A 25,343-nucleotide genomic window follows, 5' to 3' on the forward strand; every position below is an offset into this window, starting at 1 on the left:
ATTTGAACTTTTAAATTTATAACTTTGTGTTTTATTTGTAACAATATGAACTATTCAATTCGCGAAGCAAAAGAGAGTGATATGCCGCAAGTCCTTACGCTTGTTAAGGAGCTGGCTATTTTTGAAAAAGAATCCGATGCAGTAGAAGTAACTGTAGAAGATTTAAAAAAGGATGGTTTTGGTGAGAAAAAACTTTTTCATTGCTTCGTTGGTGAAAATGAGGGTGATATCGTTGGGATGGCGTTGGTGTATCCAAGATATTCTACATGGAAAGGTCCTGTTATTCATTTGGAGGACTTGATAGTTACTGAAAAAATGCGGGGTAGTGGACTTGGAAGTGCACTTTTAAAAGAAGTTGTAAAATACGGCAACGACCTTGGTGTAAGAAGGATTTGTTGGGAAGTGTTGGATTGGAATGAGCCGGCAATTGAATTCTATGAGAAAAAAGGAGCTAACGTAATGCGAGATTGGGATGTGGTTCAGTTAGATGAAAACGGAATTAAAGCATTTTTGGACTTATAATAAACCTTTGATGAACTACGACGGCAAAAAGTTTCGGCCTGTTCAGAATTCCGAGAATGGGGAAACTACACAAGAAACTATTTTTTACTATCAGCAAAAAGGAAACATTCTTACATCCGAATATGCTGGAGGAAAAATAAAAAAAGGACACCTAATTGGGTTGGTAGATGAGCAGGGGAATATAGACATGCGCTATCATCAAGTGAATACGGATGGTGAGTTAATGACCGGTGTATGTTCATCAGTACCGGAGATGACCAAAGAAGGAAAAGTAAGATTACACGAAAACTGGCAATGGACCTCTGGAGACAGATCTAAAGGCACTTCCATTTTAGAAGAGCTATAGCCGGGTTTTTTAAGAAAAGAAATAAGAAATATTTTTTCCGTCAAGCGGAAATAAGAATAAACAGTATAAAAATATGCGAGTATTTAAGTTTGGTGGAGCATCTGTAAAAGATGCGGATGGAGTAAAAAATGTGGTGAATGTATTAAGGCAAACAGGGCATGAAAATACTATAGTAGTAGTTTCTGCCATGGGTAAGACCACTAATGCTATGGAGGCTACGGTCAACGCTTATTTTGATGATAAGTCTGCTTTAACAGCAGCTTTTCAGGAAACGATAGCGTATCATGATGCAATTCTAAAAGACCTTTTTACGAATACCAACCATGAGATTTTTGCGCTTGTAAAAGGCTTGTTCGATGAGGTGCAAGGTTTTTTAGCTTGGAATAAATCGCCTAATTATAACTTTGTCTATGACCAAGTGGTGGGTTATGGGGAGTTGATATCCACAACCATACTGAATGCATACCTAAACGAGGTCGGTATTAAAAGTAACTGGGTAGATATTCGTGATTTTATCAAGACAAACGATAGTTATAGAGATGTGTCCGTAAATTGGGAAAGAACTCAAGAGCGCATATCTACAGGAATAGATAAGTCTAAATTGAACATTACGCAAGGCTTTTTGGGAAGTGATGATAATAACTTTACCACAACCTTAGGAAGAGAAGGCTCGGATTATACTGCGGCTATATTGGCATACTGCCTAAATGCAGATTCAGTTACTATTTGGAAAGATGTGCCTGGTGTGCTCAATGCAGACCCAAGATATTTCTCTGAAACCCAGTTGTTGAACAATATTTCATACCGTGAGGCTATTGAACTTGCGTTTTATGGAGCTTCGGTAATTCACCCTAAGACGCTGCAGCCGTTACAGCAAAAAGAGATTCCGTTACATGTAAAATCCTTCTTAAATCCAACTAATTCGGGTACTACGGTTGGAAAAGGAGTGGGGATCGAGCCTAAGGTGCCTTGTTTTATCGTAAAGAAAAATCAGGTGTTGATGAAACTGTCTTCTTTAGATTTTTCATTTATTGTAGAGGATAGTATTAGTGAGCTTTTTAAATTATTTCATGACCATAAAATGAAAGTCGACTTAATACAAAACTCCGCCATTAGTTTTTCGGTATGTGTAGATAATCGTTTTGGACGTTTGGAAGAGCTTTTAAATCTATTGAAAAGCAGGTTTAAAGTTGTTCATCATGAAGGGGTTTCATTATATACTATTCGTCATTTTAATGAAAAAGCAATTGAATCGCTACAAAACGGCCATGAAGTTCTATTGGAGCAACGTGGCAAAGAGACCTTGCAATTGGTAGTCAAGTAATCATCATTTTGTAGGTCTAAATTTGTTAAAAAGGACTGCTCCTCTAACGTTTTTCCTATCTTAGCGGTCACCTAATTGATAAATGAACTATGGGTTTAGTGACCGCGAAAGAAGTGGCCAAAGCTACAAATCTCGATAAATACGGGGTTTTTGGCACCTTTTCTGCTTGGGTATTGCTTAGGGTCACGAAGATTTCTAATATGAACCGGCGTTACGATAAAATGAGCCATTTAGATGGCCCGGATTTTCTTGATGCTGTGTTGGAAGAGTATGAAATAGATTACGAAATACCCGAGGAAGATTTAAAGCGTTTGCCAAAAGAAGGGGCTTACATTACCGTAAGCAACCACCCTTTAGGAGGTATGGACGGGATTGTTCTTTTAAAGTTAATGCTACGTCATAGGTCCGATTATAAGGTGATGGCCAATTTTCTTCTACAGCGCTTTAAGCCTCTGGCACAATATATATTTCCGGTAAACCCCTTTGAAGATCGTAAAGATGCCAAAAGCAGTATGGCGGGATTTAAAAATGCCATGCTTCATCTAAGAGGTGGCCATCCGGTAGGGATTTTTCCTGCAGGAGAAGTGTCTACAAAAAAGGAAGGAAAAATAGCGGTTGATAAACCATGGGAGGAAACAGCAATTAAACTTATTCGCAAGGCAGAAGTGCCTGTAGTCCCTATTTATTTTCATGCTAAAAACAGCAAATTATTTTATCGATTGGCGAAAATTAGCGGTGTGTTTAGAACTGCAAAACTGCCATCTGAGGTCTATTCCCAAAGAAACAGACCTATAAAAATACGTATTGGTCAGCCTATTTCCGTGGCTACTCAAAAAGAACATAAAACGTTAGAAGAGTATACGGAGTTATTGCGTAGAAAAACATACATACTAGCCAATGCCTATGAAAAAGAGAGGTTAATAGATCAAATACCAACCTCTTTAAAACTGCCAAAACAACCGCGCAAGATTGTGCAGGCAGTTAAGGGTGATGTTATCGAGGCGGAAATAGAAAAACTTGTAGAAAGCGATAGGCGCTTGTTGCAAAGCAAGAATTATGAGGTGTTTCTGGCTCCGGCGAACGAAATACCGTTTACCTTACAGGAAATTGGCCGCCAACGTGAAATTACTTTTCGTGAAATCGGTGAAGGAACTAATAATTCCATAGATATAGATGAGTTTGATTCATACTATCATCATATGTTTTTATGGGACAATGAGGCAAAGGTAATTGCGGGTGCATACCGTATGGGTCTTGGGTCTGAAATTTTTGCCAAACATGGTATTGATGGGTTCTATCTTCAAGATCTATTTCGTTTTGAACCTGAGCTTTTTGGTATGATGAGCCAGTCCATTGAAATGGGAAGGGCCTACATAGTAAAGGAGTATCAACTTAAGCCAATGCCGCTATTCTTACTGTGGAAAGGTATTGTACATACCACCTTACGGCATCCTGAACATAAATACTTGATCGGAGGCGTGAGCATCAGCAACCAGTTTTCTAACTTTTCTAAGTCTTTGATGATCGAATTTATGAAAAGTAACTATTGGGATCCTTATGTGGCGCAATATGTGCGACCTAAAAAGGAATTTAAAGTAAAGTTGAAGGATGCCGATAAAGAGTTTGTTTTTGACGAAACTCAAGCCGATTTGAACAAATTTGATAGGTTGATAGATGAAGTGGAACCAGGAAACCTTCGTTTGCCGGTTTTAATTAAAAAGTACATCAAGCAAAATGCAAAGGTGGTTGCTTTTAATGTTGACCCTTTGTTCAATAATGCTATAGATGGCTTAATGTATATAAAGATTGCCGATTTGCCCGAAAGCACGGTTAAACCTGTAATGGAAGAGTTTCAGGCAGAATTGGAACGTAAATTTATGGAGTCCCAACAAAATGTTTAGAAGGGTTTCTAGTTAGTCTATACCTACTACTTTGCTTCTTCTTTCAAACAATACATTGTCTTTCCAAACGCCATCTCTTTTGCCTATACGCTCCCGTTTTCCTATGCGTCTGAAGCCCATTTTTTCATGAAGTTTAATACTTCCTATATTTTCAGGAAACACACCGGATTGTAAGGTCCATATTCCGTTTTCTTCACTCTGTGCAATTAAGGCTTGCATAAGTACGGAGCCAACGCCCTTTCCTCTGGCTTCCTTAGAAATATAGACGCTAACTTCGCCCACACCACCGTATACACATCTGCTAGATACCGGAGAAAGTGCGGCCCAACCTAAGCATTGGTCTTCTTCAAAAGCCACTATTCTGCAATTTGCAATGTGGGAACTGTTCCAGGCCTCGTAAGAAGGAGGTTGGTTCTCAAATGTGGCGTAACCAGTTGCCATGCCATCGGCATATATTTTTGAAACGGAAGGCCAATCTTCTGGCAACATGGGTCTTAGTTCTACATGTTCCATGGCTAAGATTTAAAATTATGGGATTATAAACTTTTGAACCAATCCTGAAAATATTCGCCCACTAGCACAGTTGGATTCATGTTGTTGCTAGCGGCATTAATAAGGCTCATGATTATTAATACAAGGCCTATTATAGCTGCAAAGCATCCTACAATGGGGATAATTCCTAAAACAATGGTCAGTAGCCAAATGCCCAGCGTCTGACGGATGTAAAAGCTACCGAATTCTGTTCGGTTTTGAGAATTCATTATTAGGGCTACGATCCAACCGATTACTGTAATATGGGCAATAATCGCTACAATCTTACCATTGTCGGGATTATTTGGGTCAAAGGTTTGTTTTACTTCTTCTTGAAAGTCGTTCGCCGCTTTTTTTGCATTTTCCGAGAAATCTTTTCCTTCTTCTGACATGGTATGTGGGTTTGGTGGTTACGGTGTCTTAAATATAACTATATTTTCTAATTACAGGAACGCTTTGTCTATAGGTTCCCAAAGTTCTAGTTTGTTGCCTTCCGGGTCTAAGATCCATCCGAATTTGCCATAATCATATTCTTCGATTTCCCCAACGATGGTAACGCCTTCCTGTTTTAAAGCTTCTAAAAGCTCAACTAGGTTTTCTACCCTGAAATTCATCATGAATTGCTTTTGGCTGGGTTCAAAATATTTGGTGTCTTTGCTCATTGGGCTCCATTGAGTGGAGCAGTCGTTTCCTTCTTTATCCTTCCACCAGAAGGTACATCCGTAGCGGTCCGTATTTAATCCTAGCCGTTCTTTATACCATTCTTTCATACGGTCTGGGTCATTACTTTTAAAGAAGAATCCGCCTAGACCGGTAACTCTGTTTTTCATTCATTTTTGGTTTTGTGTGGTTCGTAGATGGTGTTTACTTACTTTTTTGGTCTTGTATTTTTCTCGTAAAGTTGAATCCAATCGGTTACGGTCATTTTTTGACATAGCGAAGCAATGAGTTCGTACGGTATGTCTGTCATTGATTTAAACCGAATACAACTTTTGCCCATATCTAATTTGCGTTTGCAATGCTTTGGGTATTCGCTCACAAACCAGTCATAAAGTTCGGCATCGGCATAAATACCGGAATGATAGAGTGCTACAAAATTCTTTTGGGAAGCTAAATTCATGAATGGAAGGGGAAGTTTTGGGTCGCAATGATACCCTTCTGGATAGATGGAATGTGGTACCACATATCCTAACATGCCATAGTTTATCTGTTCGTGAAAACCCTCTGGCAGATTTTTAAGGATGGTCTCCCGTATTTTGGAGATAATCTCTTGTCTTTCAGTGGGGAGCTGCTCAATATACCCTTCGGGCGAATCTGCTTTATAATTCATGGTTCACACGTGTTGATCTATTAAAATAGGATTGCCATCTGGGTCTTTTAGCATAATGCTAGCTGGACCAGTGGTCTTTTGGTCGGCTTCTAAATCTAAGGTTATACCTTTTTCTTTGAAGTGTTTTTGGAGTTCTCGTACATCGTTAAAAGAATCTAGCGCTTCTGCGTTTGAATTCCAGCCGGGATTAAAAGTCAGTATATTTTTATCGAACATACCTTGAAATAGACCAATGGTGGCATTGCCGTTTTTCAAGATTAGCCAATTTTGGTCAATTTCACCGGCAAAGACTGAGAAGCCCAAAGTTTCGTAAAATTGTTTGGAAGCCTGAATATCTTTGACATTTAAGCTCACGGAAAAGTTGCCTAGTTGCATCGTTTTAGATTTTAAGATGAACAAATTGTACAGCTCATAATCCGATGGGGGAGGCCTATGTTATTTGGACTATGGGTCCTCTAAGTTAACAAAATTTTGCTTTTACTTTGTCTACAACGGTCTGTGCCAGTTTTTCAAGACTTTCAATAGTCCATCCCGCTACATGGGGTGTAAGCAATACATTATTGGCCTGAATCAAATATTGAAAAGCTTCCGGCATTTTGGTTAGGTCTACCTCACAGGTTGCGGTTGTGGCAAACATATTTTCGAACGAAGCTTTTTCGTATTCTAGAACATCTAGGCCAGCTCCCAGAATTTTACCCGATTTAAGGGCGGAAACTAAATCCTCGCTAACGACCGCCTTACCTCTTGCTGTGTTTAACAACCAAAACGGATTATGGAATTTCTCTATGAACTCAGTATTGATCATGCCAATGGTAGGCTCCGTTTGGGGTACGTGCAAGCTCAAAACATCGGTACGTTGGTTCAGTTCCATAATGCCCACTTGGCGTGCATTTTCATCGCCTACACCACCTTGAATATCATAACAAATTACTTCCACATCAAAACCACGCAGTTTTTTGGCGAAAGCCTTGCCCATATTTCCATAACCGATAATACCAACGGTTTTGCCATCCAGTTCAATGCCACGGTTACCTTCACGATCCCATTTTCCGGTACGCACTTCGGTATCGGCTTTTTGTAGTTTGTTCAACAGGGATAAAAGCATACCTAACGTATGTTCTCCTACTGCATTTCTATTGCCCTCTGGAGCGGGTGCCAGAAATATGCCATGGTCTTCGGCATGGCGAACATCAATATTTTCCAATCCGGCGCCTAGTCTTCCTATGAATTTAAGTTTGGAAGCTTTGTTCAGAAATTCACTGTCAATGCTAAATCTGCTGCGAATAATAAGTCCGTCGTATTCATGGATTTTGGCTTCAATATCTCCTTTTGAGGAGGTATAATCCTCATCATTCTGAAAGCCTAATTCATTAAATTGTTCTATTAATAGAGGATGGTTGACATCTACGTGTAAAATTCTCATTTTCTCTTCCATAATTACTTTGGCATGTGCCTCTTTTCAAGCTGCTGATATAAGCGATACCATTACGTATCGAAAATAGCTTATATGCCGAAAAGGTTGTTTTGATTTACTTAAGGTAGTTCTTTTTAGGTTTGGATGAACTGATATAATCAGGGTCATCGATAACTGAACAGCCTACAAAGGTAGTAAAATAGATGTTTGCGCTAAATGCCCAATACCATTTTAGCAATAGAGAAGTAAATAAGAATGCCAAAAATATCATTACTTGTGGTAATGAACGGCCCTGTGGCTATGGCCGGGTCAATACCCCTCTTGTGCAAAAATAAGGGAGTGAAGGTACCAATGAAACCCGCTACGAGTATTACGGCTATCAGGGAAAGGCAAATGGCTAATGAAGTGAGAAACTCCCCTTTCCAGAACCATGTAAAAATTAAAAGAATAGAGGCTAGTGCAAACCCGTTCAACAGTGCTAAAAGCATTTCTTTAACGAGGCGACTGCCTACGCTACCTTTTAAGTCGTCATTGGCCAAACCTTGTACAATAATGGCACTAGATTGTACGCCTACGTTACCAGCCATAGCTGCAATAAGTGGGGTGAAGAAAAATAAAACGGCATGTTTGCTGATCATTTCTTCAAAGCCGCCCATAATGGCAGCGGCGCCAACCCCACCAATCAAACCTAGAAATAACCATGGTAGGCGAGCTCGAGTTAAATCCCAAATACTATCATCCGCCTCTACATCTTGAGAGATACCTGCCGCCATTTGGTAATCCTTGTCCGCCTCTTCTCGAATAACATCTACAATATCGTCAATAGTAATACGGCCTACCAAGCGTCCAATTTCATCAACCACAGGAATAGCTTCTAAATCATATTTAGACATGATTTTGGCCACTTCCTCGGGCTTTTCATTTACGTTTACGGAGTCAACCTTTGGAATATAGATTTCGCTAATGTGTGTGCGGGTAGAGGTGGTCAATAAATCTTTGAGTGAAAGCCGACCTTTTAACTTGTCATCATCGTCCACTACATAAATGGAGTGTACTCTAGTAACATTCTCCGCTTGGGCGCGCATTTCTTTTACACACTTCAGAACATCCCAGTTTTCGCGGACTTTTACCAATTCTTTCGCCATAAGACCCCCGGCAGAATCTTCGTCATATCTTAAGAGGTCTACAATGTCTTTGGCATGCTCACGGTCTTCAATTTCTGAGATTACCTCCTGAACCATATCATTGGGCAACTCTCCAATAATATCTGCGGCATCATCCGTATCTAACTCCCCAAGCTCATCGGCAATTTCTTTTGCCGATAAGTTGTTAAGAATAGCTTCACGGACGTCTTCGTCTAGTTCCGTAAGGACATCGGAAGTCTTGTCACTCTCAAGAAGTTTTATCAGGTATGTAGCCTCGTCTTCGTTAAGCTCGTTGATGATTTCAGCTATATCCGCATAATGAATATCGTCCATTAGGGTTACCAGCTCGGTATCCCTTTGGGATTCAATAAGCTGTTCAATTTCAGCTAAGAGTTCATCTGTGAGTTTAAACGGCGTCATTTTATGCTATCATACAAATTGGATTATGTAGAAACTGCGGCAAAGCTAAATAAAAAGCGCTAAAGCGTTGTGCTCTTTACGATTTCTTAGCACGCTTTATCCATGAAGAGCAGTAATAAAAAAAGAGAAAGCCTTTAATTCTAGATTCGCCTTACCTAATAAAAAGTATTACTCCAGATCAGAAGCTACTTTTTTTGTCAATTCAATAAAATCAGCAACGCTTAATTGTTCGGGTCGTTGATCAAAAATAGTTTCACCCCTTAGCTCAGGTGAAAGGTCAAAAGTCTTTAGGCTATTGCGAATAGTTTTTCGGCGTTGATTAAAGGCTGCCTTTACAACTCTAAAGAACAATTTTTCATCGCAATCTAGGGTGAAATTCTTTTTGCGGACCAAACGAAGTACACCAGATTGTACTTTTGGTGGAGGGTCAAATACTTGGGGAGATACCGTAAATAAGTATTCCGCATCATAATACGCCTGTACTAAAACAGATAGGATGCCGTAGGTTTTATTGCCTTCTCCTTCGCAGATACGTTTGGCTACCTCCTTTTGAAACATGCCTGAAAACTCGGGTACTAGCTCTTTCATTTCCAGCATTTTGAAAACAATCTGAGTTGATATGTTGTAGGGGAAGTTACCCGTTATGGCAAATTGCTCACCCTGAAATAGACTATTCAGGTCATATTTTAAAAAATCGGCTTCAACTACTTGCAAAGCGCTTTTGCCGGACATCGCTTTTGGATGTTCTAACGGAAAACTATGATTGAGGTAAACAATAGAATCCGCATCAAGGTCCATCGCCACTAAATTTACATCTTGTAAAAGCAAGTACTTAGTGAGTACGCCGGTACCTGGGCCTATTTCTATTACATTTCTATAACCATCCAGAGAAAGGGTGTCCGCAATTTTTTGGGCGATTTCCTCATCCTTTAAAAAATGTTGGCCAAGATGTTTTTTTGCCTTTACGGGACTATCTTCTTTCCAAGGTTCTGTATGCTGACTCTTATAATACTTCTTTTTTTTCTTACCCATATGCTTCTTTTAAGCCTTTACATAAACCCAGGCACTAACGCCAGAGATTAAATCGACTTTAATTTTTTTATATGCAGAACCCTCGTACTGGTCGGCTTTCGCCAGCTCTTCATCAATCAGCTCATAAACCGTGCCGTTAACCTGTTGATTCTTATTCTCGGTAGGTTCTATAACGGGGTATCTGCCAAATATTTTTTCTTCTGATATGCGAAACCCCATCAAACCATCTGTGAAACCATTCAATAAGCGCTCAAACACTTGTAGTTGTATAGAACGATCCTGAAGGGTGCCGTAGGTAAATAGGTAATGCATGCCAGATTGTCTATTCGTAATTAGTGCTCACTTACAATCTCCATTTCAGTTCTAAAGGACACAAATTTGTTTGGAAACCGTTTGTGGGCATCCTCCCGTAATCTGGGTGCGTCTTCAGAGTAATAGCGAAGTAGCTCTTCTTTACTTAAAGTGGTAAATTGTACGGAATAACTTATGCCGCCCATATCTTCCTCCACCATAATTTTACTCATTTTGGCATTCAGGAATTTTCCGGTTGCAAGCACGTCCGGAATATGGACTTCGCGCATCCAAACCAGCCATTCATCATGAACGGATTCCTCTATGTTGGTTGTTACGTTGTATATATACATGTTGTTGGTTTTTAATGGATTTAATTCACGGCATCTCCTCTTAGTATTCTGAAATTCTTTCGCGCTTGTGGAAAATAATAACTGTCCTGGTAGTTATAAATGATTTTCTCGTAATACGACTTCGCTTTTTCAGGCTGATTCAAGGTGTTTCTATAGAGCTCTGCTAGCGCAAAATGCGCATCGTCTGCCAAAATACCATTGGCATAGAACTCCGTTATTTTTTGGTAATTGTATTCGGCGGCTTCATAGGACTTGATGCTTTCTAGAAGTTTTCCTTGTTTAAGAAGGGCCTCGTCCTCTATTTTTTCGCCTTTATGGTTTTCAAGAATACCATCAAGCTCAGCAATGGCTTCTTTTGTTTTGTTTTGATAGGCTAGAAGGTCTGCTCGGGCATATTTCTTTAAAGCGGTTTGTGTAGAATCTTCCAAGGAATTATCAGAGATTAATAAACTTAATTGCATGGCATCATTGGCAATGAGCTGGGATGTTGAGCTTCTTAGTACTTTAAGTTGGGTAAGTGCCCAGTCAAAATCACCTTTGTAGAAACTGGTCTGGGCCACCTTAAACCTTGCATTTTGCCCAAGTACATCATTTTTTAGGTTTTGTTGTATTTGCGAAAAATAGATGAGCGCTTCATTAAATTTTTTGTCATAGACCAAAATATCACCCAAGGCTAATTTTACAAAAGCCTTTCCTCGTGCGTTTAGCGGAAGCTCTAAACTTTGCTTTAGAATCTGGACGGCCATTTCCGGAGTTTCTTTTTTAAAGGTCAGAAAGTTTGCATATGCTACTTGCAATTGCAGGGTTTGAGACTTGTAGCCGTGTATGTTGATTAGTTCATCAAATTGTCTTTGGACGGTTTGCAACTCTTTTTCAGAAGGGTCTAAAAGCTGAATATCAATAAGGTTTAATTGAGCGTTTAGCTTAGTGACGGCGTCACCACTATTATCTGCTATAAATTGAAATATTTCTTGAGCGGTTTCGGTTTCACTTTCTTCCAACGCTAAATTACCAAGGGTATTAAGGCGATGCATGTTTGCACCTTCCATTCGTTTATAAATGGCTTTTTCCTGTCTAAAAGCGCTGTTGTATTGCTTTTGCTGTACAAATAACCAACTAAGAAGCTCGTTCCAGAGTATATCTGGATTCTTCTGGGCGTTTTGTAGGAGTATTTTTTTGAAAGTGATATTGTTTTCATTTTCGGCATCTGCCGTAATGAAATCATCTATATTCCTAAGTACGTTAGATTTTGATGTCTTGCCCTCACTAATAAGGTTGAGGTACGAAACATACATTTTTTTAATATTCCCCTGTTCACCATAAATGCGGGCCATCTGGTAATTATAATCCAATTGGGGATTTAGCTTCATAGCTTTGGAATAGGCAGCGAGGGCTTCGTCTAGAAGTGCATATTTTTGAAAGCGATAACCAATGCCATACCCGTAATTCGGATTTTTGTCAATTTGTGAAATTGCTTTTTGATAGTATTCTTTTGCTTTTTCCGGTAGGTTTTGCAATCTGTAGTTATACCCCATTTCAATTAATAAAGTGGGAAAGACATTGGCATCCTTAATTTTTTCGGATAACAAGTTCTCTGCGTCCGTATAGCGTTCCAATTGCTGGTAGGTTGCAATAAGTGCTTCGGTGTAGTCGGTTCTACGTGGGTTTTTATCCACCAATTTTTCATAGTACACTACAGCCTTGTCAAAATCCCCATCGTTAAAGTACTGCTTTGCCAAGAAGTCTTCTTGGGCCACAGTGGAAAACGTAATAAGAAGAATGGCGATGCTATATAGAGCCTTCATACATGAAATTTAACAAATTTACGTTAGCCCCGGAAAAGAATCTGTTAAGGGGACTATAATTTGGACATAAATAGATTGCAAGTCCGGTTTACTTCATTTTACACAAGAATAAAAGCCATTCATACAATGTGGCTTAGCACCTGTTTTTATGTGTAATATATTTATAATCAGAACATTAATGAATTTAAATTTAAAAAATAGAAAAATGGCAGTGTTTGTAAAAAATTGTGACCGCTATGCAGCGTTTCTTTATCCGAACGGAACTAACTCAGGTAGAATTAATCTGTATTGTGCAGATGGGTATAGGATCTATCTAATTTTTGTTGATGGAAATCTATCTGAAAATACATATAACGAAGGCATAAAAACGGGAGTGGGTTACCAACCAATAGATAGGTATAGTGATTATTTGGATTTGGTTAGAAATGAAAAACCAATACGAGTAACATTCAATACCACTAAGAAAAGCTATGTTGTCTACGCCTCTGGTGAAGAGGTTGGGGAAGGAGAGATGTAAATTGTGTAAAACAAAATCGGCCAGACGTATTGATCCTGGCCGATTTTAATTTATTATCATCTCATTTAATCTATGCGACTAAATCCACAATAGGGAACCAATACTTCTGGAATTTCAATTCCGTCTGCGGTTTGGTAGTTTTCTAAAATCCCGGCTAATACTCTTGGCAATGCTAACGAACTTCCGTTTAAGGTGTGTGCCAACTGACTTTTACCGTTTTCGTCTTTATACCGTAACTTCAATCGGTTGGCTTGGTAGGTTTCAAAATTAGAAACCGAACTAATTTCCAACCAACGGTCTTGTGCGGTAGAGAATACCTCAAAATCAAAAGTAAGTGCAGAGGTAAAACCTAGGTCACCACCACAAAGTCTAAGAATACGATATGGCAACTTAAGCTCTCTAAGGATGTTTTTTACATGTTCTACCATACCATCTAAAGCCTTAAACGAATTGGCAGGGTTTTCCACACGTACAATTTCAACTTTATCAAATTGGTGTAAACGGTTCAGGCCACGAACGTGAGCGCCATAGCTACCCGCTTCCCTTCTAAAACAAGGTGTGTAGGCGGTATAACAAATAGGGAAGTCACTTTCTGCTACTATTTCATCACGAAAAAGATTGGTAACAGGAACTTCCGCTGTTGGAATAAGATATAAATCATCTTCTCCTACGTGGTACATCTGCCCTTCTTTATCCGGTAATTGCCCTGTGCCAAGACCGGAGGCTTCATTCACCAAGTGCGGCACTTGTATTTCCGTATAACCCGCTTCTGCATTCTTATCAAGAAAATAAGAAATTAAAGCACGTTGTAATCGAGCACCTTTTCCTTTGTAGACCGGGAAACCAGCACCGGTGACTTTTACACCCAGCTCAAAGTTGATGATATCGTACTTTTTAGCCAATTCCCAGTGGGGGAGTGCATCTGCGATTAAAGTAGGGACCTCACCTTCTTTGAATATCTCTTCGTTATCTTCATCCGTATTTCCTGCAGGAACAGAGTCATGAGGTACATTCGGTATTTTGTAAAGTGCTTTTTGAAGCTCTTCGGCAATCGTGTTCAGTTCATCGCTTAGTTTTTTTGAGTCTTCCTTTAGGGTGCCCGTTTTTTCTTTAAGCACGTTGGCTTCTTGGGCTTTACCACTTTTAAAGAGCATACCTATTTCTTTGGAAAGTTTGTTGCTTTCCGCTAGGGTAGTGTCCAAAGCCGTTTGTGTTGAACGTCTTTTCTCATCCAATTGTAATACATCATCAATCAAAGGTGCGGCATCTATATTTCGCTTTTTTAATGCATTTATGATGTCGTCTTTTTTGTCTCGAACTACGTGTAGCTGTAACATTGCTCTTAAATTTAGTCTGCAAATTTAAACTAATGATTAAAAACGAATACATTTACAGCCGTTATAATCTTATTATTTTATGGTTTTTGAACATTTAGCGTTGAACGTTACGGATATTAAGAAAAGAGTGGACTGGTTTGTAGCCCATCTGGGTCTTAAGGTGGTAGTTGCTAAAGAGAATCCGCCTTTTATGACGTTCTTGGCCGACTCCACAGATAGGGTGATATTATAATTGTATCAAAAAGAGAACGAACCTTTTAGCAATTTTAAAGAACGGCAACCGGCAACATTCCATATGGCATTCGTTTCTGATGATGCTAAACTTGATAAAGAAAGGCTAATACGTGAAGGGGCATCTTTGGTAGAAGAAGTAAAACGTGAAGGGGTACATTTGGTTATGTTGCGTGACCCATGGGGAATGCCTTTACAACTTTGTCAACGGGCCAATAAGTTTTAATGCTTTTCTGATTCGGGTGAGGGGTAGATCCATTCGTTATGCCAAAAGTAATTCCATTTAACATGGGCTAAATCTACTTTAGGGTCTATAAACGGGCGGTAAGGTTTACCGTTAATACTAACTCTGGAGTTCACGGCGTATACCTCTATTTGCTCTCCTTTTGCTGCGTATTCTTTTTTTAATCTTTGCGCAAATTGCCAAATAAAGTCTGGGTAGCCGCCAATTCTACGCAGTTGCTTTTTGGTAAGGTAATCTTCATTTTTTATTGTAGTTTTTTCACCGGTTTCCTTATTTATTACTTTAAACTTTAAGGATCCGGAACGACTTCTGAGCATCATGCGCCAACTTAATCTATGGCCTTCTTCCGTCCATAACACATCATCTTTTATAAAATGATGTCTTACGGGTAATGCTAGCTGTACCAAGAAATACAGACCGCCAAGTATAAAAAGGATGTTTTTATACTTAGGGACTTCCAGCTTCTGTAGCAGGTACGGTTTTTTCTTTTTGAAGAATATTTTTCGAATCGTTTCAGGTTCAAAAAAGAACACTGTAAAGGCTAATGCCAAATAAGGGAATATGCCAATTTGAAAAACAATAGAATTGAACAGATGAAAAAATATGGATGCGAAAAAAGCAATTTTTCGAGTGGGTTTCCAAAGGAGGGCCGGTACTATGAGTAAGTCGAATAAAATACCGGAAATTCCTATAATTTTATGAAGGAGGGGTTCTTGTAAAAGATTTCCAATTATGGGGTAACTTGCCTTATTGAGCATAAGAACGCGGACAATGCCAAAATCTAACCAATCTCCGTAAAGTTTTGCTATAGAGGCATAAGTATAGACGATAATCAATTGAAAAATTATAGCCCACCTCACATACGTTAACATACTATTACTTTGCAAATGGGGGTTTCTCTTTGCATCTATGGAATAACTTCGGTGTGCCGGTAAAAAGCACATGATCAACGAGATTAGTACTAAAAGGTAATAGTGATTGTTGTACGATGTTTTTTGCATCAGGTAGACACATGTCCACATTACGGTGAACGAAATGATGGCAAAACGGTATTTGTACCCCAAGGAGATTAGTACGCCAAGTGTACCCATGGCGAAAAAGTAATAATACATTCCGAAACCCGGTAAGGGCTGCAGCCAATCAAAACCGATAAAGTTGAAAGTGAATTTAGGTTCAATTAAAGTTCTTCTGATCCAACCGGTTAAAATGGCGCCATAACATTCCAGTGAAATCAATATTCCGAAGAAAATACGGAAAATAATTAGTTGTGAATTATCGATTTTCGAAAAGAGAAAACGATTCAACATTTATTTAGAGATTAATGCAAGAGAGGTTTGCTTATCTTTTTCAATCTGTTTTTTCAATGCTTCTACGGATTCAAATTTGTGCTCGTCCCGTATACGGTGCAAAATATCTATCTGTAGTTCTTGGCCATAGAGATCTTGGTCAAAATCAAAAAAATTGATTTCAATTGTCTTTTTCTTTCCGGCAACCGTTGGGTTGTAGCCAATGTTCATCATGCCGTAGACCGTTTGTTCCGAAATTTTACTTTTTACAACATACACACCGTTTTTGGGTATGAGTTTGTAGGACTCGGCAATATGTAGGTTGGCCGTAGGGAAACCAATTTGTCTGCCTAGACCTTTCCCTTTTTCTATGGTGCCTGTAAGCATGTAGTTATATCCCAAATATGCATTAGCAGTTGTAATATCTCCTTCTTGAAGGGCTTTTCTTATTTTGGTAGAACTGACGGATACTTCGTCTATTTCTTGAGCGGATATTTCTTCAACTTCAAAGTTAAAAGTACTGCCAAAGGCTCTTAAGTCTGTAATATTTGCATTTCGGTTTCTGCCAAAACGATGGTCGTAACCAATGATTATTTGTTTTGTGTTTAATTGATTTACCAAATTGTCCCTGACAAATTCTGTGGCAGAAAGTCTAGAAAATTCTTGCGTAAAAGGGTGAATGATTAATTGGTCGAGACCTAGAGCTTCTAGTATTTTTGTCTTTTCTTCAATTGTATTTAGCAATTTTATGTTCGCATCTTTTTGTAAAACCATACGTGGATGCGGAAAAAAGGTCAATACTGTAGATTTAAGATCCAGAGAGGCAGCGTTATTGATCAGGCGTTCAAGAATTTTTCTATGACCTATATGGACTCCGTCAAAAGTGCCTATGGTAATGGCAGTCGGATGCCGTTTATCGTTTTTGGAAATGCTTTGGACTGTTACCACCTGTTAAAAATAATAAAAAGACTTATATTTGATTCTGTTCTAAACCCCCTTGATGGTTACAAAATTACGTCTTGTTTTTTCAATTACCATAGCATTTCTTTCCTTTTCCGCTTCGGCACAGAGTGAATACTGGGAAAGTTCGTCAATGAAAAAATCTTCCTACAAGAAGGTTTCACAAGGTTTGAGGGTAGATGATGGAAAAGTTTTTGCCTTGAAGGAAAAACTTTTCAAACAAGAATTAAAAAATTCTACAACCTCTAAAAGCAATTCTAGAATCGTCTATTTTCCCAATTCAAGTGGAAATATGGTGGCTTATAGTGTCCGCGAAACTCCAGTTCTTTCAGAGGAACTTTCAAAAAAATATCCAGAAATCAAGTCATTTTCCGGTAGAGCGGTAGATAATCGTGAAGACCGCATAAGATTTAGTATTTCCCAGAAAGATGTACAAGCTATGATCGTCTCCGCTAAGACCAGTGAAAGCAGTTTCATTGAAAAAGTGGAGGATGATAAATATATGGTGTACTCAAGAAGTGCTAAAGCAGAAGATGAAAGTGATTTTGTATGCAGCACTCAAGAAAAAGTATTGGCTTTTGGTGCGAGTCTTACGGCAAAGCCCCTAGATGACCGTGTCATTAGAAAATATAGATTGGCGGTTTCTGCAACTGGAGAATATACAGAATACCATGGTGGTACAGTAGCCGATGCTCTAGCAGGAATCAACGCAACATTAACCAGGGTAAACGAGGTTTTTGAGACTGATTTGGCCGTTCGTTTAGAACTTGTTTCCACTACGGATAAAATTATTTATACCAATGTAAACACAGACCCTTATGATGGTACATTAAGTACGTTGGGGAATGAAGGCCAGGCCGTAATGACCAGTGAAATTGGTGAAACAAATTATGATATAGGGCATGTTTTTCACAAAGGGGAAAACAATGGTAATGCCGGTTTTATAGGCGCTATCTGTGTAACCAATAGAAAAGGTAGTGCTTATTCATCGAGCTTAACTCCTAAGGGAGATAGGTTTGACTTGGATTTTGTGGCTCATGAAATGGGCCATCAACTAGGGGCAAATCATACTTGGTCCCATGAATTTGAGGGCACTGTAGTCCAGGTAGAACCAGGTAGTGGATCTACTATTATGGGATATGCCGGTATTACGGGTGTTAATGATGTTGCTGCTAGAGGAGATGATTATTTTCATTATATCAGCATTCAACAGATTATAGATAATTTAAAGACAAAGACTTGTGGTGAGGTTATGGGTATTTCTAATACACCACCGGTGGTCGATGGCCTTGAAGATTATGTGATTCCAAAATCTACTGCTTTTGTATTAGAGGGCAGTGCGTCCGATTCAGATGCTACGGATGTATTAACCTATACTTGGGAGCAAATAGATAACGGAGTAGTTACTCAGGCCTCTTTTGGTCCAAATAACGCTAGTGGAGCAAATTTTAGGTCTAGATTGCCAAGTTTAGCTCCAGTACGATATTTTCCTATGCTTTCACAAGTGATAAAAGGCAATTTAACCCAGACTTTCCCAACAAGAGGCTCGGCCTGGGAAACGGTTTCCGATGTTGAGAGAGAAATGAACTTTGCTTTTAGCGTTAGGGACAATGCACCCGGAGGAGGGCAAGTGGTTTCGGAATTAATGAATATTGCCGTAGTGAATAGTGCAGGTCCTTTTCAGGTTACCTCTCAAGCTTCTGCTGAAACCTATGTTGCCGGTGAAATGCTGCAAATAGAATGGGATGTGGCAGGTACGGATGCATTGCCGGTTGCAACTAAAAACGTAGATATAAGTCTTTCGGTTGATGGTGGGGTAACTTTTACGGTTCCATTAGCAATGGGAGTGGTTAACGATGGCGCTCATAAGGTGGTCGTTCCCGGTATGCCAACTACGGAAGCACGTATTATGGTAAAGGCATCGGATAATATTTATTATGCCGTGAACTCAGAAGATTTTACTATTGAAGCCTCTCAGTTTGTTATGAATTTTTCAGGTTTGGAATATGAAGCCTGTCACTTTGATGACCTTGTGGTTCCATTTGTTTATGAAACTTATTTGGGTTTTGATGAAGAAGTTACTTTTGAGGTGACCGATGCGCCCGAAAACCTAGGTGTTACCTTTACGCCAGGAACGGCTTTGCTAGATGGGACAGCAGTGGATATGGTGGTTGAAAATACTGAAAATGTGCCGGAAGGGTCTTATTCGTTAACGGTTTCGGCAGTTTCAGCAAGTGTTTCAAAAGAAATTACATTGGACCTAAAAATATATGATACCGACTTTCCAACGGTTGGGCTAACAGCACCGGCAAATAATTTGATTGATGCGGCAACAACAGAGCTGTTGAAGTGGGAAGAAAATGCATCGTATACTTCGTATGAAGTTCATATTGCTACGGATAGCGGGTTTGCCAATCTCGTTGAGTTGGTTACGGTCACAGCCAACAGCTATGTGCCCGCTGAGCTGAACAATCAAGAAACATATTATTGGCGAGTAAAACCTTTGAATGTATGTGGTGAAGGAGACTTCAGTACTGTTCGTAATTTCACTACCATCCAAGTGGATTGTGCCAACAAACCGGCAAGAGACCTTCCGCAGGAAATTAGCTCATCAGAACGAACTACGGTAATTTCTAAAATTGCCTTTTTTGAAGATTTAAAGGTGGATGATATTAATGTGAGGTTGAATATTGACCATGAGTATTTAGAGGATTTGGTGGTCACCCTTACCTCGCCGTCCAATACGGTAGTTCCTTTAATTTCCAGTTCATGTGGTAACCTTAAGAATGTAGATGCAACTTTTGATGATGATGCCAGTAGTTTTACATGTGGAGCAACGGCTACAACGGCAATAAATGGAACTGTAAAGCCACTAGGATCATTGAGTTCTTTTAAAGGGGAATCCGTATTGGGTGAGTGGACCTTGACCGTTGTTGATAATGCAGCTAGGGATGGAGGGGTTATAAATACGTTTGCCTTGGATATTTGTGTTGAAGGAGAATTTAGGCCAGATGTAGATAATGATGGTGTTTTTGATGATGGGGACGACCTGTGCCTTAATACGCCCGAAGGTGCAGAAGTAGATTCTTCCGGTTGCGAGGTACATCGTTTTGCTACGGAAAATTTTGAAGTTACGGTACAAAGTGAATCGTGCAGAAATAATGATGATGGAGTCATTTCTATAAGTGCTATCATGCCTTTGGATTACACCGTAACTATTTCCGGCAATGGAGTGGAGGTAACAGATACATTTACAAATACATATTCATTATCAAGCTTAAACTCGGGTGTATACTCGTTATGTGTAAATGCTTCGGGTGACGGATTTGATTATGAGCCATTCTGTGCCCAAGTAACAATTTTACAGCCGGATCCTTTAGGTGTCTCCTCGGCCGTGTCTTTAGATGGAAAGCAATTGTTGCTTTCTATGGAGGGGGCAGATTTGTATACGATTGAATTAAATGGAGATATTGTACTGACGGATAAATCGGAAATTACATTGGATCTTAAATCAGGAGGGAATTTGCTTCGTGTATCTACAGGGCTGGCATGTCAGGGGGTTTTTGAAGATAGCTTTTTTATAGGGAACGAGCCAATGGTTTATCCAAACCCTTTTGATTATAGTACCAGGATGCTGTTAGGAGCATCAACGGAAAAAGTAAAAATAGATATCTTTACTATGGGTGGGGCGTTGGTTAAGAGTCAGCAGGCCACACCAAGAAGTGGTGGAATAGATTTAGATTTTTCTTCACTTCACTCCGGAATTTATATAGTAACAGTAACAGGTGAAACCATTGAGGGAACGGTAAAAGTAATAAAACGATGAGGATACTAGCTTTTATGGTATTGGGAGTAGTGCTCTTTTCAGCTTGTAAAAAAGACTCGCCAAAAGCGCCTGAAAAAGTTAATTTGATAGCTCCCGCTAAAAATTCAGAATGTACGCCGGTTCAAAGTGATGGTGAAAATAGTAGCATTGTTCGGTTTACTTGGGGAGCTTCAGACTATACGGAAAGTTATGTGCTACAAGTTACCAATCTGACTACGGGAACGGTGCAGTCCAAAAATACGTCTAACACTATAGAAACATTGTCATTAACGAAAGGCACACCGTTTTCATGGGTAGTTGAATCAAAAAATTCGGAAATTGCAAAATCAACAAGTAGTGATTCTTGGTTGTTCTATAATCCGGGGTCTCAAATTAGTCATGTGCCTTTTCCGGCAGAATTGACTTTTCCGGTGCAGGGCTCAACAGCTTTTAAGGACGTTAACGGACAAATCCAATTAAGATGGTCAGGTAGTGATTTGGATGATGATATAGAAAGTTATAACGTGTATTTTTCTGATGAAAACCCGCCAACAACGTTATTGCGAACAACAGATGCAGGAGTTAGTGAGTTAACGGTGGGCGTGACTTCGGACAAGGTCTATTTTTGGAAAGTAGTAACAACCGATGCCGAGGGAAATATCTCAACGAGCGCTATTTCAGAATTTAAGACCCGTTAAATTGATTCATGGTACGGGCAACACCTGCAAGAACAAAAGACTGAATTAGCTCCGTAGTCTTTTCATAACGCTCGCTAAGCGCATTTTTTTCCGTTTCGCTCCATTCGCCCAAAACGTATTCAACCTGCCTTCCTTTCCCAAAGTCGGCACCTACGCCAAATCTTAGTCGGTTATAGTTAGTAGTCTGTAGCACGTTCTGAATATCCTTTAGGCCATTGTGGCCTCCATTGCTTCCCTTTGTTTTTAAGCGTAAAGTTCCAAACTCTAGATTAATATCGTCCGTAATTACAAGGATATTTTCCAAAGGTATTTTTTCCTTGTCCATCCAGTATTTTAAGGCCTTCCCGCTAAGGTTCATATAGGTAGACGGTTTAAGACAAAGTACGCTACGGCCTTTAATTTTAAAAACACCTACATCACCTAACTTTACGGTCTCAAAGGAGAATTCCATGGTTTTGGCAAGCGCATCAAGAACTTTAAATCCAATGTTGTGGCGGGTTTCGGAATATTCACTGCCTATGTTTCCAAGGCCTATAATAAGGTACTTCTTCATGCTATCCGTTTCTTCTAGAACACTCTTGTTCTGGTTGAAAATTGATTTAATAAACTGAAACATAATACGGGGCTTTTTTAGAATGTTCGTTTTCTAGGTGCGATTATGCTCTAATCTAAATAAGCTGCAAACTTAAAGTTGTAAAAATACAAAAGCGCCCTAATTTAGGGCGCTTTTTATAAAACTTCAATTGAAATTTATTCTTGGCTTTCTCCGCCTTCAGCTGCTGCTGCTTCAGTTGCTTCGCCTTCTTCTCCTTCAAGATCTTCATCGTCATCAATAGCTACTGCCGTACGCTGAGTTTTAACTTGAACAACCACTGTAGTTTCTGGGTGTAAGATTGTAAACTCATCTTTCAACAAAGATTCAACAGTAATGTTGTCACCAATTCTTAATTTTGATATATCAATATCAAAATAATCTGGCAAATTGTCCGGAAGTGCTTTAATAGTAAGTTTTCTCTTTCTGAAAAGTAAACGTCCACCAGCTTTAACACCAGGAGCATTACCTTCTAAACGAACAGGAATGTTCATGGTAACCTCTTTGTCATCAAAAAGTTGATAAAAATCGATGTGCAAAATTTTATCAGTTACTGGGTGAAACTGAATGTCTTGCATAATCGCTTTTACCTTACCAGTTCCTAAGTCAACCTTTACGGTATGTGCGGCTGGGGTGTAAACTAAATCTCTGAACGCTAACTCATCTGCCGAAAAGTGTAGTGGTTTTTCCCCTCCGTATATCACGCAAGGAACCTGTCCAGCATTACGTAGGGCTTTCGTTGCCTTCTTGCCCACGCTTTCTCTTTCTGATCCTTTAATTTTAATTGACTTCATTATATGATTTAAAAAATTAATACTCGTAATTGGAGTAGCCTTTTAAAGGGCTACATTAAAAATTTTGATGCAATTGATGTATTGTGATGTACTCTGTGCATTACATCTGCAAAAAGCTCGGCACAGCTTAATACTTTAACCTTGTCCGAGTCTTGTTTTGCCGGAATAGAATCGGTTACGATCAGTTCTAGCAATTGTGATTTCTCTATTTTTTCATACGCATCACCGGACAAAAGGGCATGTGTTGTAATGGCCCTAACGCTCAGTGCACCTCTTTCCATCATTAAATCTGCAGCTTTGGTCAGTGTTCCGGCGGTATCTACCATGTCATCTACTAAAACTACATTTTTGCCCTGAACATCTCCAATTAGCTCCATATGAGATATTACATTGGCTTTGGCTCTTTGTTTGTAACAAATAACAACATCGCTGCCCAATGCTTTTGAATAGGCGTAGGCTCGTTTGGAACCTCCCATATCAGGAGAAGCAATGGTTAGGTTGTCTAGTTTTAAACTTTTGAGGTATGGCAAAAACATGGTGGAAGCAAACAGATGATCAACAGGTCTTTCAAAAAAGCCTTGAATTTGATCGGCATGCAAGTCCATTGTAATTATGCGCGTTGCACCAGCTGCTTCAAGCATTTTTGCAATCAGCTTGGCCGCAATAGGTACTCTTGGTTTATCTTTTCTATCTTGTCTGGCCCATCCAAAATACGGCATTACAGCGGTTATATGTCTTGCGGATGCACGTTTTGCGGCATCTAGCATTAATAACATTTCCATTAAATGCTCAGAACTTGGATTGGTAGAGCCGATAATAAAAATACGTGTTCCACGTACGGATTCCTCAAACGACGGTTGAAACTCTCCGTCACTATATCTAGAGAAGAGCACGTTGCCTAATTCGGCGCCGTAATATTTGGCAATTTTTTGTGCCAAATCAGCACTCTGTGTACAGGCGAAAATTTTAGGTTCGGGAACTTGGTAGGCCATGGGTAACGTATTGTTAACTAGTTTATTGACAAGTCGTTTTATTAGCGAGGTGCAAATTTAGACATTTATTTGTGTTGCTAAAGAATAAATGTTGTTATTTTTTACGTTGGAAATAAAAAAATTATATACTTTTGCAGTCCGATTTTAATGCTCGAGTGGCGGAACTGGTAGACGCGCTGGATTCAAAATCCAGTTCCTTTGGAGTGCGGGTTCGATTCCCGCCTCGAGTACGATTAAACCCTGTTAATCATTTGATTAATAGGGTTTTTTGGTTTTAGGGGTAACAGAATGGTAACAGAATTTTAGAATAAAAAGCATATTTAACGCCAGAATAATTAATACCGCTCTCTTTGTATTTGTCTTATTTAATTAAATATTTTGGAAATCTTTTAATGAAGATTAGAATAGAATACAAACGGGTGTCGGTGCCATAATTTGGTCGATATAGCTTAATAAACCATTAGTTTTGTTGCGTTTAAAGGATACTAGTGAATTTGTTTTTTGATTAGCTAGAATCAAAAAGTTCTCATCTGGAGTCAAAACAAAATTTCGGGGGCCAACTCCACGTACAGATTCATGTCTAATTGCCGTTAGCCTACCATTTGTGTGGTTTACTTTGAAAATTACCACACTATTATGTCCGCGGTTTGACGCATATATAAATTCACCGTCAGATGAAATTATAATTTCGGCGCTCGTATTTGGCAGTTTATAAGTTTTTGGTAATGTAGAAATTGAATTATCTATCTCATAGCTTACATTGTCAGTTTTTTTTATAAGAGATATTGTTGATGATAGTTCATTAATAACATAAAACCATTTTTTATTAGGATGCCATGCTAAATGTCTTGGGCCAGAACCAGCGGGCATTGTTAATTTGTGTTGTTTTCTATAGATAAGTTTCTTATTAGCGTAATCAATTTTTGAAAAGTAAAGCTTGTTAGACCCCAAATCTATAGAAATAATATTGTTTTCATCCTCCTCAAACCATACAGAATGTGCATGAGGCCCTTCCTGTCGAATATTTGAACCTTTTCCGGTATGTTGTTGTACATAAAGGAGGTTTGATAGTTTGCCGGTTGATTTTAACTGTAGAAAACCAATTGATCCACTTCCGTAATTGGCGGTAAGGACATGGCCTTGTTGATTTATATTTATAAAACAGGGGGACATACCTCCGGATGTTTTTTTGTCAAGTAAAGATAGGGTTTCATCATGAATAGCATAAGATTCGATAGTGCCAACGTTATTTCCGCCATTTTCATTAACTAATAAGAGGTACTGTCCATCATGACTTTTTGTAATGAACGAAGGATTGTCTGTCTTGGCAACGATGCCTTTTTTACTTAAATATCCTTTAGAATTTATGGAATACATATATACCCCTTCACTCTCTTCATAAGTGTAAGTTCCAATAAAAAACTGATATTTTTTACCCATAACATGAATTCAAATTTTGCTCCGATATAATAT

General features: G+C 39.1%; 27 protein-coding genes and 1 tRNA gene. 10 read left to right on the forward strand and 18 right to left on the reverse strand.

All coding sequences use genetic code 11. The features are described 5' to 3' along the window. Window positions 1-45 precede the first annotated feature (45 nt). From P0077_RS09925 to P0077_RS09940, 4 genes are all read left to right on the forward strand, one after another. A complete protein-coding gene (locus P0077_RS09925; RefSeq protein ID WP_276169020.1) occupies window positions 46-522 on the forward strand; it encodes a GNAT family N-acetyltransferase in 477 nt (158 codons plus the stop codon). 10 nt (window positions 523-532) lie between these two features. Next, a complete protein-coding gene (locus tag P0077_RS09930; RefSeq protein ID WP_349293002.1) occupies window positions 533-868 on the forward strand; it encodes an avidin-fold protein in 336 nt (111 codons plus the stop codon). Between the two features lie 73 nt (window positions 869-941). Further along, window positions 942-2,192: an aspartate kinase gene (locus P0077_RS09935; RefSeq protein WP_276169022.1), complete on the forward strand. Its 1,251-nt coding sequence runs from the start codon at window positions 942-944 to the stop codon at window positions 2,190-2,192. An 89-nt stretch (window positions 2,193-2,281) separates the two neighbouring features. Further along, a complete protein-coding gene (locus tag P0077_RS09940; protein WP_276169023.1) occupies window positions 2,282-4,093 on the forward strand; it encodes a lysophospholipid acyltransferase family protein in 1,812 nt (603 codons plus the stop codon). A gap of 12 nt (window positions 4,094-4,105) precedes the next feature. Here the strand turns inward: P0077_RS09940 and P0077_RS09945 are convergent, their stop codons facing one another. The 11 genes from P0077_RS09945 to P0077_RS09995 form a co-directional block, all read right to left on the reverse strand. Continuing rightward, window positions 4,106-4,606, reverse strand: coding sequence for a GNAT family N-acetyltransferase (locus tag P0077_RS09945; RefSeq protein ID WP_276169024.1), 501 nt, complete (start codon window positions 4,604-4,606; stop codon window positions 4,106-4,108). A gap of 23 nt (window positions 4,607-4,629) precedes the next feature. Further along, entirely contained in the window at window positions 4,630-5,016 is a 387-nt protein-coding gene (locus tag P0077_RS09950) for a YtxH domain-containing protein (protein WP_276169025.1), read from the reverse strand. Window positions 5,017-5,067: 51 nt separating this feature from the next. After that, window positions 5,068-5,454 carry a VOC family protein gene (locus P0077_RS09955; protein WP_276169026.1) on the reverse strand — a complete coding sequence of 129 codons (387 nt, stop codon included), beginning with the start codon at window positions 5,452-5,454 and terminating at the stop codon, window positions 5,068-5,070. A gap of 38 nt (window positions 5,455-5,492) precedes the next feature. Next, the gene (locus P0077_RS09960) at window positions 5,493-5,954 is read right to left on the reverse strand and encodes a DUF1801 domain-containing protein (RefSeq protein WP_276169027.1); all 462 of its coding nucleotides are present in this window, start codon (window positions 5,952-5,954) and stop codon (window positions 5,493-5,495) included. Between the two features lie 3 nt (window positions 5,955-5,957). Further along, on the reverse strand, window positions 5,958-6,329 hold the full coding sequence (locus P0077_RS09965; RefSeq protein WP_276169028.1) for a VOC family protein: 372 nt from the start codon (window positions 6,327-6,329) through the stop codon (window positions 5,958-5,960). An 85-nt stretch (window positions 6,330-6,414) separates the two neighbouring features. Next, window positions 6,415-7,377: a 2-hydroxyacid dehydrogenase gene (locus P0077_RS09970; protein ID WP_276169029.1), complete on the reverse strand. Its 963-nt coding sequence runs from the start codon at window positions 7,375-7,377 to the stop codon at window positions 6,415-6,417. Between the two features lie 203 nt (window positions 7,378-7,580). After that, on the reverse strand, window positions 7,581-8,933 hold the full coding sequence (mgtE, locus tag P0077_RS09975) for a magnesium transporter (RefSeq protein ID WP_276169030.1): 1,353 nt from the start codon (window positions 8,931-8,933) through the stop codon (window positions 7,581-7,583). A gap of 168 nt (window positions 8,934-9,101) precedes the next feature. Next, complete coding sequence (rsmA, locus tag P0077_RS09980; protein WP_276169031.1) at window positions 9,102-9,965, reverse strand: 16S rRNA (adenine(1518)-N(6)/adenine(1519)-N(6))-dimethyltransferase RsmA; 864 nt, start codon at window positions 9,963-9,965, stop codon at window positions 9,102-9,104. 9 nt (window positions 9,966-9,974) lie between these two features. Further along, window positions 9,975-10,277 (reverse strand): gamma-glutamylcyclotransferase family protein, encoded by a 303-nt coding sequence (locus P0077_RS09985; RefSeq protein WP_276169032.1) that lies wholly within the window; start codon window positions 10,275-10,277, stop codon window positions 9,975-9,977. Between the two features lie 20 nt (window positions 10,278-10,297). Next, window positions 10,298-10,609: a DUF4286 family protein gene (locus P0077_RS09990; protein ID WP_276169033.1), complete on the reverse strand. Its 312-nt coding sequence runs from the start codon at window positions 10,607-10,609 to the stop codon at window positions 10,298-10,300. A 20-nt stretch (window positions 10,610-10,629) separates the two neighbouring features. Then, a complete protein-coding gene (locus tag P0077_RS09995) occupies window positions 10,630-12,414 on the reverse strand; it encodes a tetratricopeptide repeat protein (protein WP_276169034.1) in 1,785 nt (594 codons plus the stop codon). Window positions 12,415-12,619: 205 nt separating this feature from the next. Here P0077_RS09995 and P0077_RS10000 point away from each other — a divergent pair, with 205 nt between their 5' ends. After that, a complete protein-coding gene (locus P0077_RS10000; RefSeq protein ID WP_276169035.1) occupies window positions 12,620-12,931 on the forward strand; it encodes a hypothetical protein in 312 nt (103 codons plus the stop codon). Between the two features lie 65 nt (window positions 12,932-12,996). On the opposite strand, the gene serS is transcribed toward P0077_RS10000, so the two are convergent. After that, window positions 12,997-14,268, reverse strand: a complete 1,272-nt coding sequence (gene serS / locus P0077_RS10005) for a serine--tRNA ligase (RefSeq protein WP_276169036.1) — start codon at window positions 14,266-14,268, stop codon at window positions 12,997-12,999. A 79-nt stretch (window positions 14,269-14,347) separates the two neighbouring features. Here serS and P0077_RS10010 point away from each other — a divergent pair, with 79 nt between their 5' ends. Together P0077_RS10010 and P0077_RS10015 are read left to right on the forward strand one after the other, a co-directional pair. Further along, entirely contained in the window at window positions 14,348-14,500 is a 153-nt protein-coding gene (locus P0077_RS10010) for a VOC family protein (protein WP_276169037.1), read from the forward strand. Then, window positions 14,501-14,725 (forward strand): VOC family protein, encoded by a 225-nt coding sequence (locus tag P0077_RS10015; protein WP_349292997.1) that lies wholly within the window; start codon window positions 14,501-14,503, stop codon window positions 14,723-14,725. On the opposite strand, the gene P0077_RS10020 is transcribed toward P0077_RS10015, so the two are convergent. After that, a complete protein-coding gene (locus tag P0077_RS10020) occupies window positions 14,722-16,050 on the reverse strand; it encodes an HTTM domain-containing protein (protein ID WP_276169039.1) in 1,329 nt (442 codons plus the stop codon). The two genes, P0077_RS10015 and P0077_RS10020, sit on opposite strands and share 4 nt — an antisense overlap. Beyond that, the gene (locus P0077_RS10025) at window positions 16,051-16,977 is read right to left on the reverse strand and encodes a bifunctional riboflavin kinase/FAD synthetase (RefSeq protein ID WP_276169040.1); all 927 of its coding nucleotides are present in this window, start codon (window positions 16,975-16,977) and stop codon (window positions 16,051-16,053) included. A gap of 52 nt (window positions 16,978-17,029) precedes the next feature. Here P0077_RS10025 and P0077_RS10030 point away from each other — a divergent pair, with 52 nt between their 5' ends. Continuing rightward, a complete protein-coding gene (locus P0077_RS10030) occupies window positions 17,030-20,815 on the forward strand; it encodes a reprolysin-like metallopeptidase (protein WP_276169041.1) in 3,786 nt (1,261 codons plus the stop codon). Continuing rightward, window positions 20,812-21,492: a hypothetical protein gene (locus P0077_RS10035; RefSeq protein ID WP_276169042.1), complete on the forward strand. Its 681-nt coding sequence runs from the start codon at window positions 20,812-20,814 to the stop codon at window positions 21,490-21,492. The genes P0077_RS10030 and P0077_RS10035 overlap by 4 nt, the downstream gene beginning before the upstream one ends. Here the strand turns inward: P0077_RS10035 and pth are convergent. The 3 genes from pth to P0077_RS10050 form a co-directional block, all read right to left on the reverse strand. After that, the gene (pth, locus tag P0077_RS10040) at window positions 21,479-22,108 is read right to left on the reverse strand and encodes an aminoacyl-tRNA hydrolase (RefSeq protein ID WP_276169043.1); all 630 of its coding nucleotides are present in this window, start codon (window positions 22,106-22,108) and stop codon (window positions 21,479-21,481) included. The two genes, P0077_RS10035 and pth, sit on opposite strands and share 14 nt — an antisense overlap. A gap of 134 nt (window positions 22,109-22,242) precedes the next feature. Beyond that, window positions 22,243-22,878, reverse strand: coding sequence for a 50S ribosomal protein L25/general stress protein Ctc (locus tag P0077_RS10045; RefSeq protein WP_276169044.1), 636 nt, complete (start codon window positions 22,876-22,878; stop codon window positions 22,243-22,245). 50 nt (window positions 22,879-22,928) lie between these two features. Then, the gene (locus P0077_RS10050; RefSeq protein ID WP_276169045.1) at window positions 22,929-23,870 is read right to left on the reverse strand and encodes a ribose-phosphate pyrophosphokinase; all 942 of its coding nucleotides are present in this window, start codon (window positions 23,868-23,870) and stop codon (window positions 22,929-22,931) included. A 149-nt stretch (window positions 23,871-24,019) separates the two neighbouring features. On the opposite strand from P0077_RS10050, the gene P0077_RS10055 reads away from it, so the two are divergent. Continuing rightward, window positions 24,020-24,100 (forward strand) — tRNA-Leu (locus P0077_RS10055). A 169-nt stretch (window positions 24,101-24,269) separates the two neighbouring features. Here P0077_RS10055 and P0077_RS10060 read toward each other — a convergent pair. Continuing rightward, window positions 24,270-25,310, reverse strand: a complete 1,041-nt coding sequence (locus P0077_RS10060) for a lactonase family protein (RefSeq protein ID WP_276169046.1) — start codon at window positions 25,308-25,310, stop codon at window positions 24,270-24,272. Between the last annotated feature and the right edge of the window lie 33 nt (window positions 25,311-25,343).

Source organism: Zobellia alginiliquefaciens, assembly GCF_029323795.1.
GTDB classification, from domain to species: domain Bacteria; phylum Bacteroidota; class Bacteroidia; order Flavobacteriales; family Flavobacteriaceae; genus Zobellia; species Zobellia alginiliquefaciens.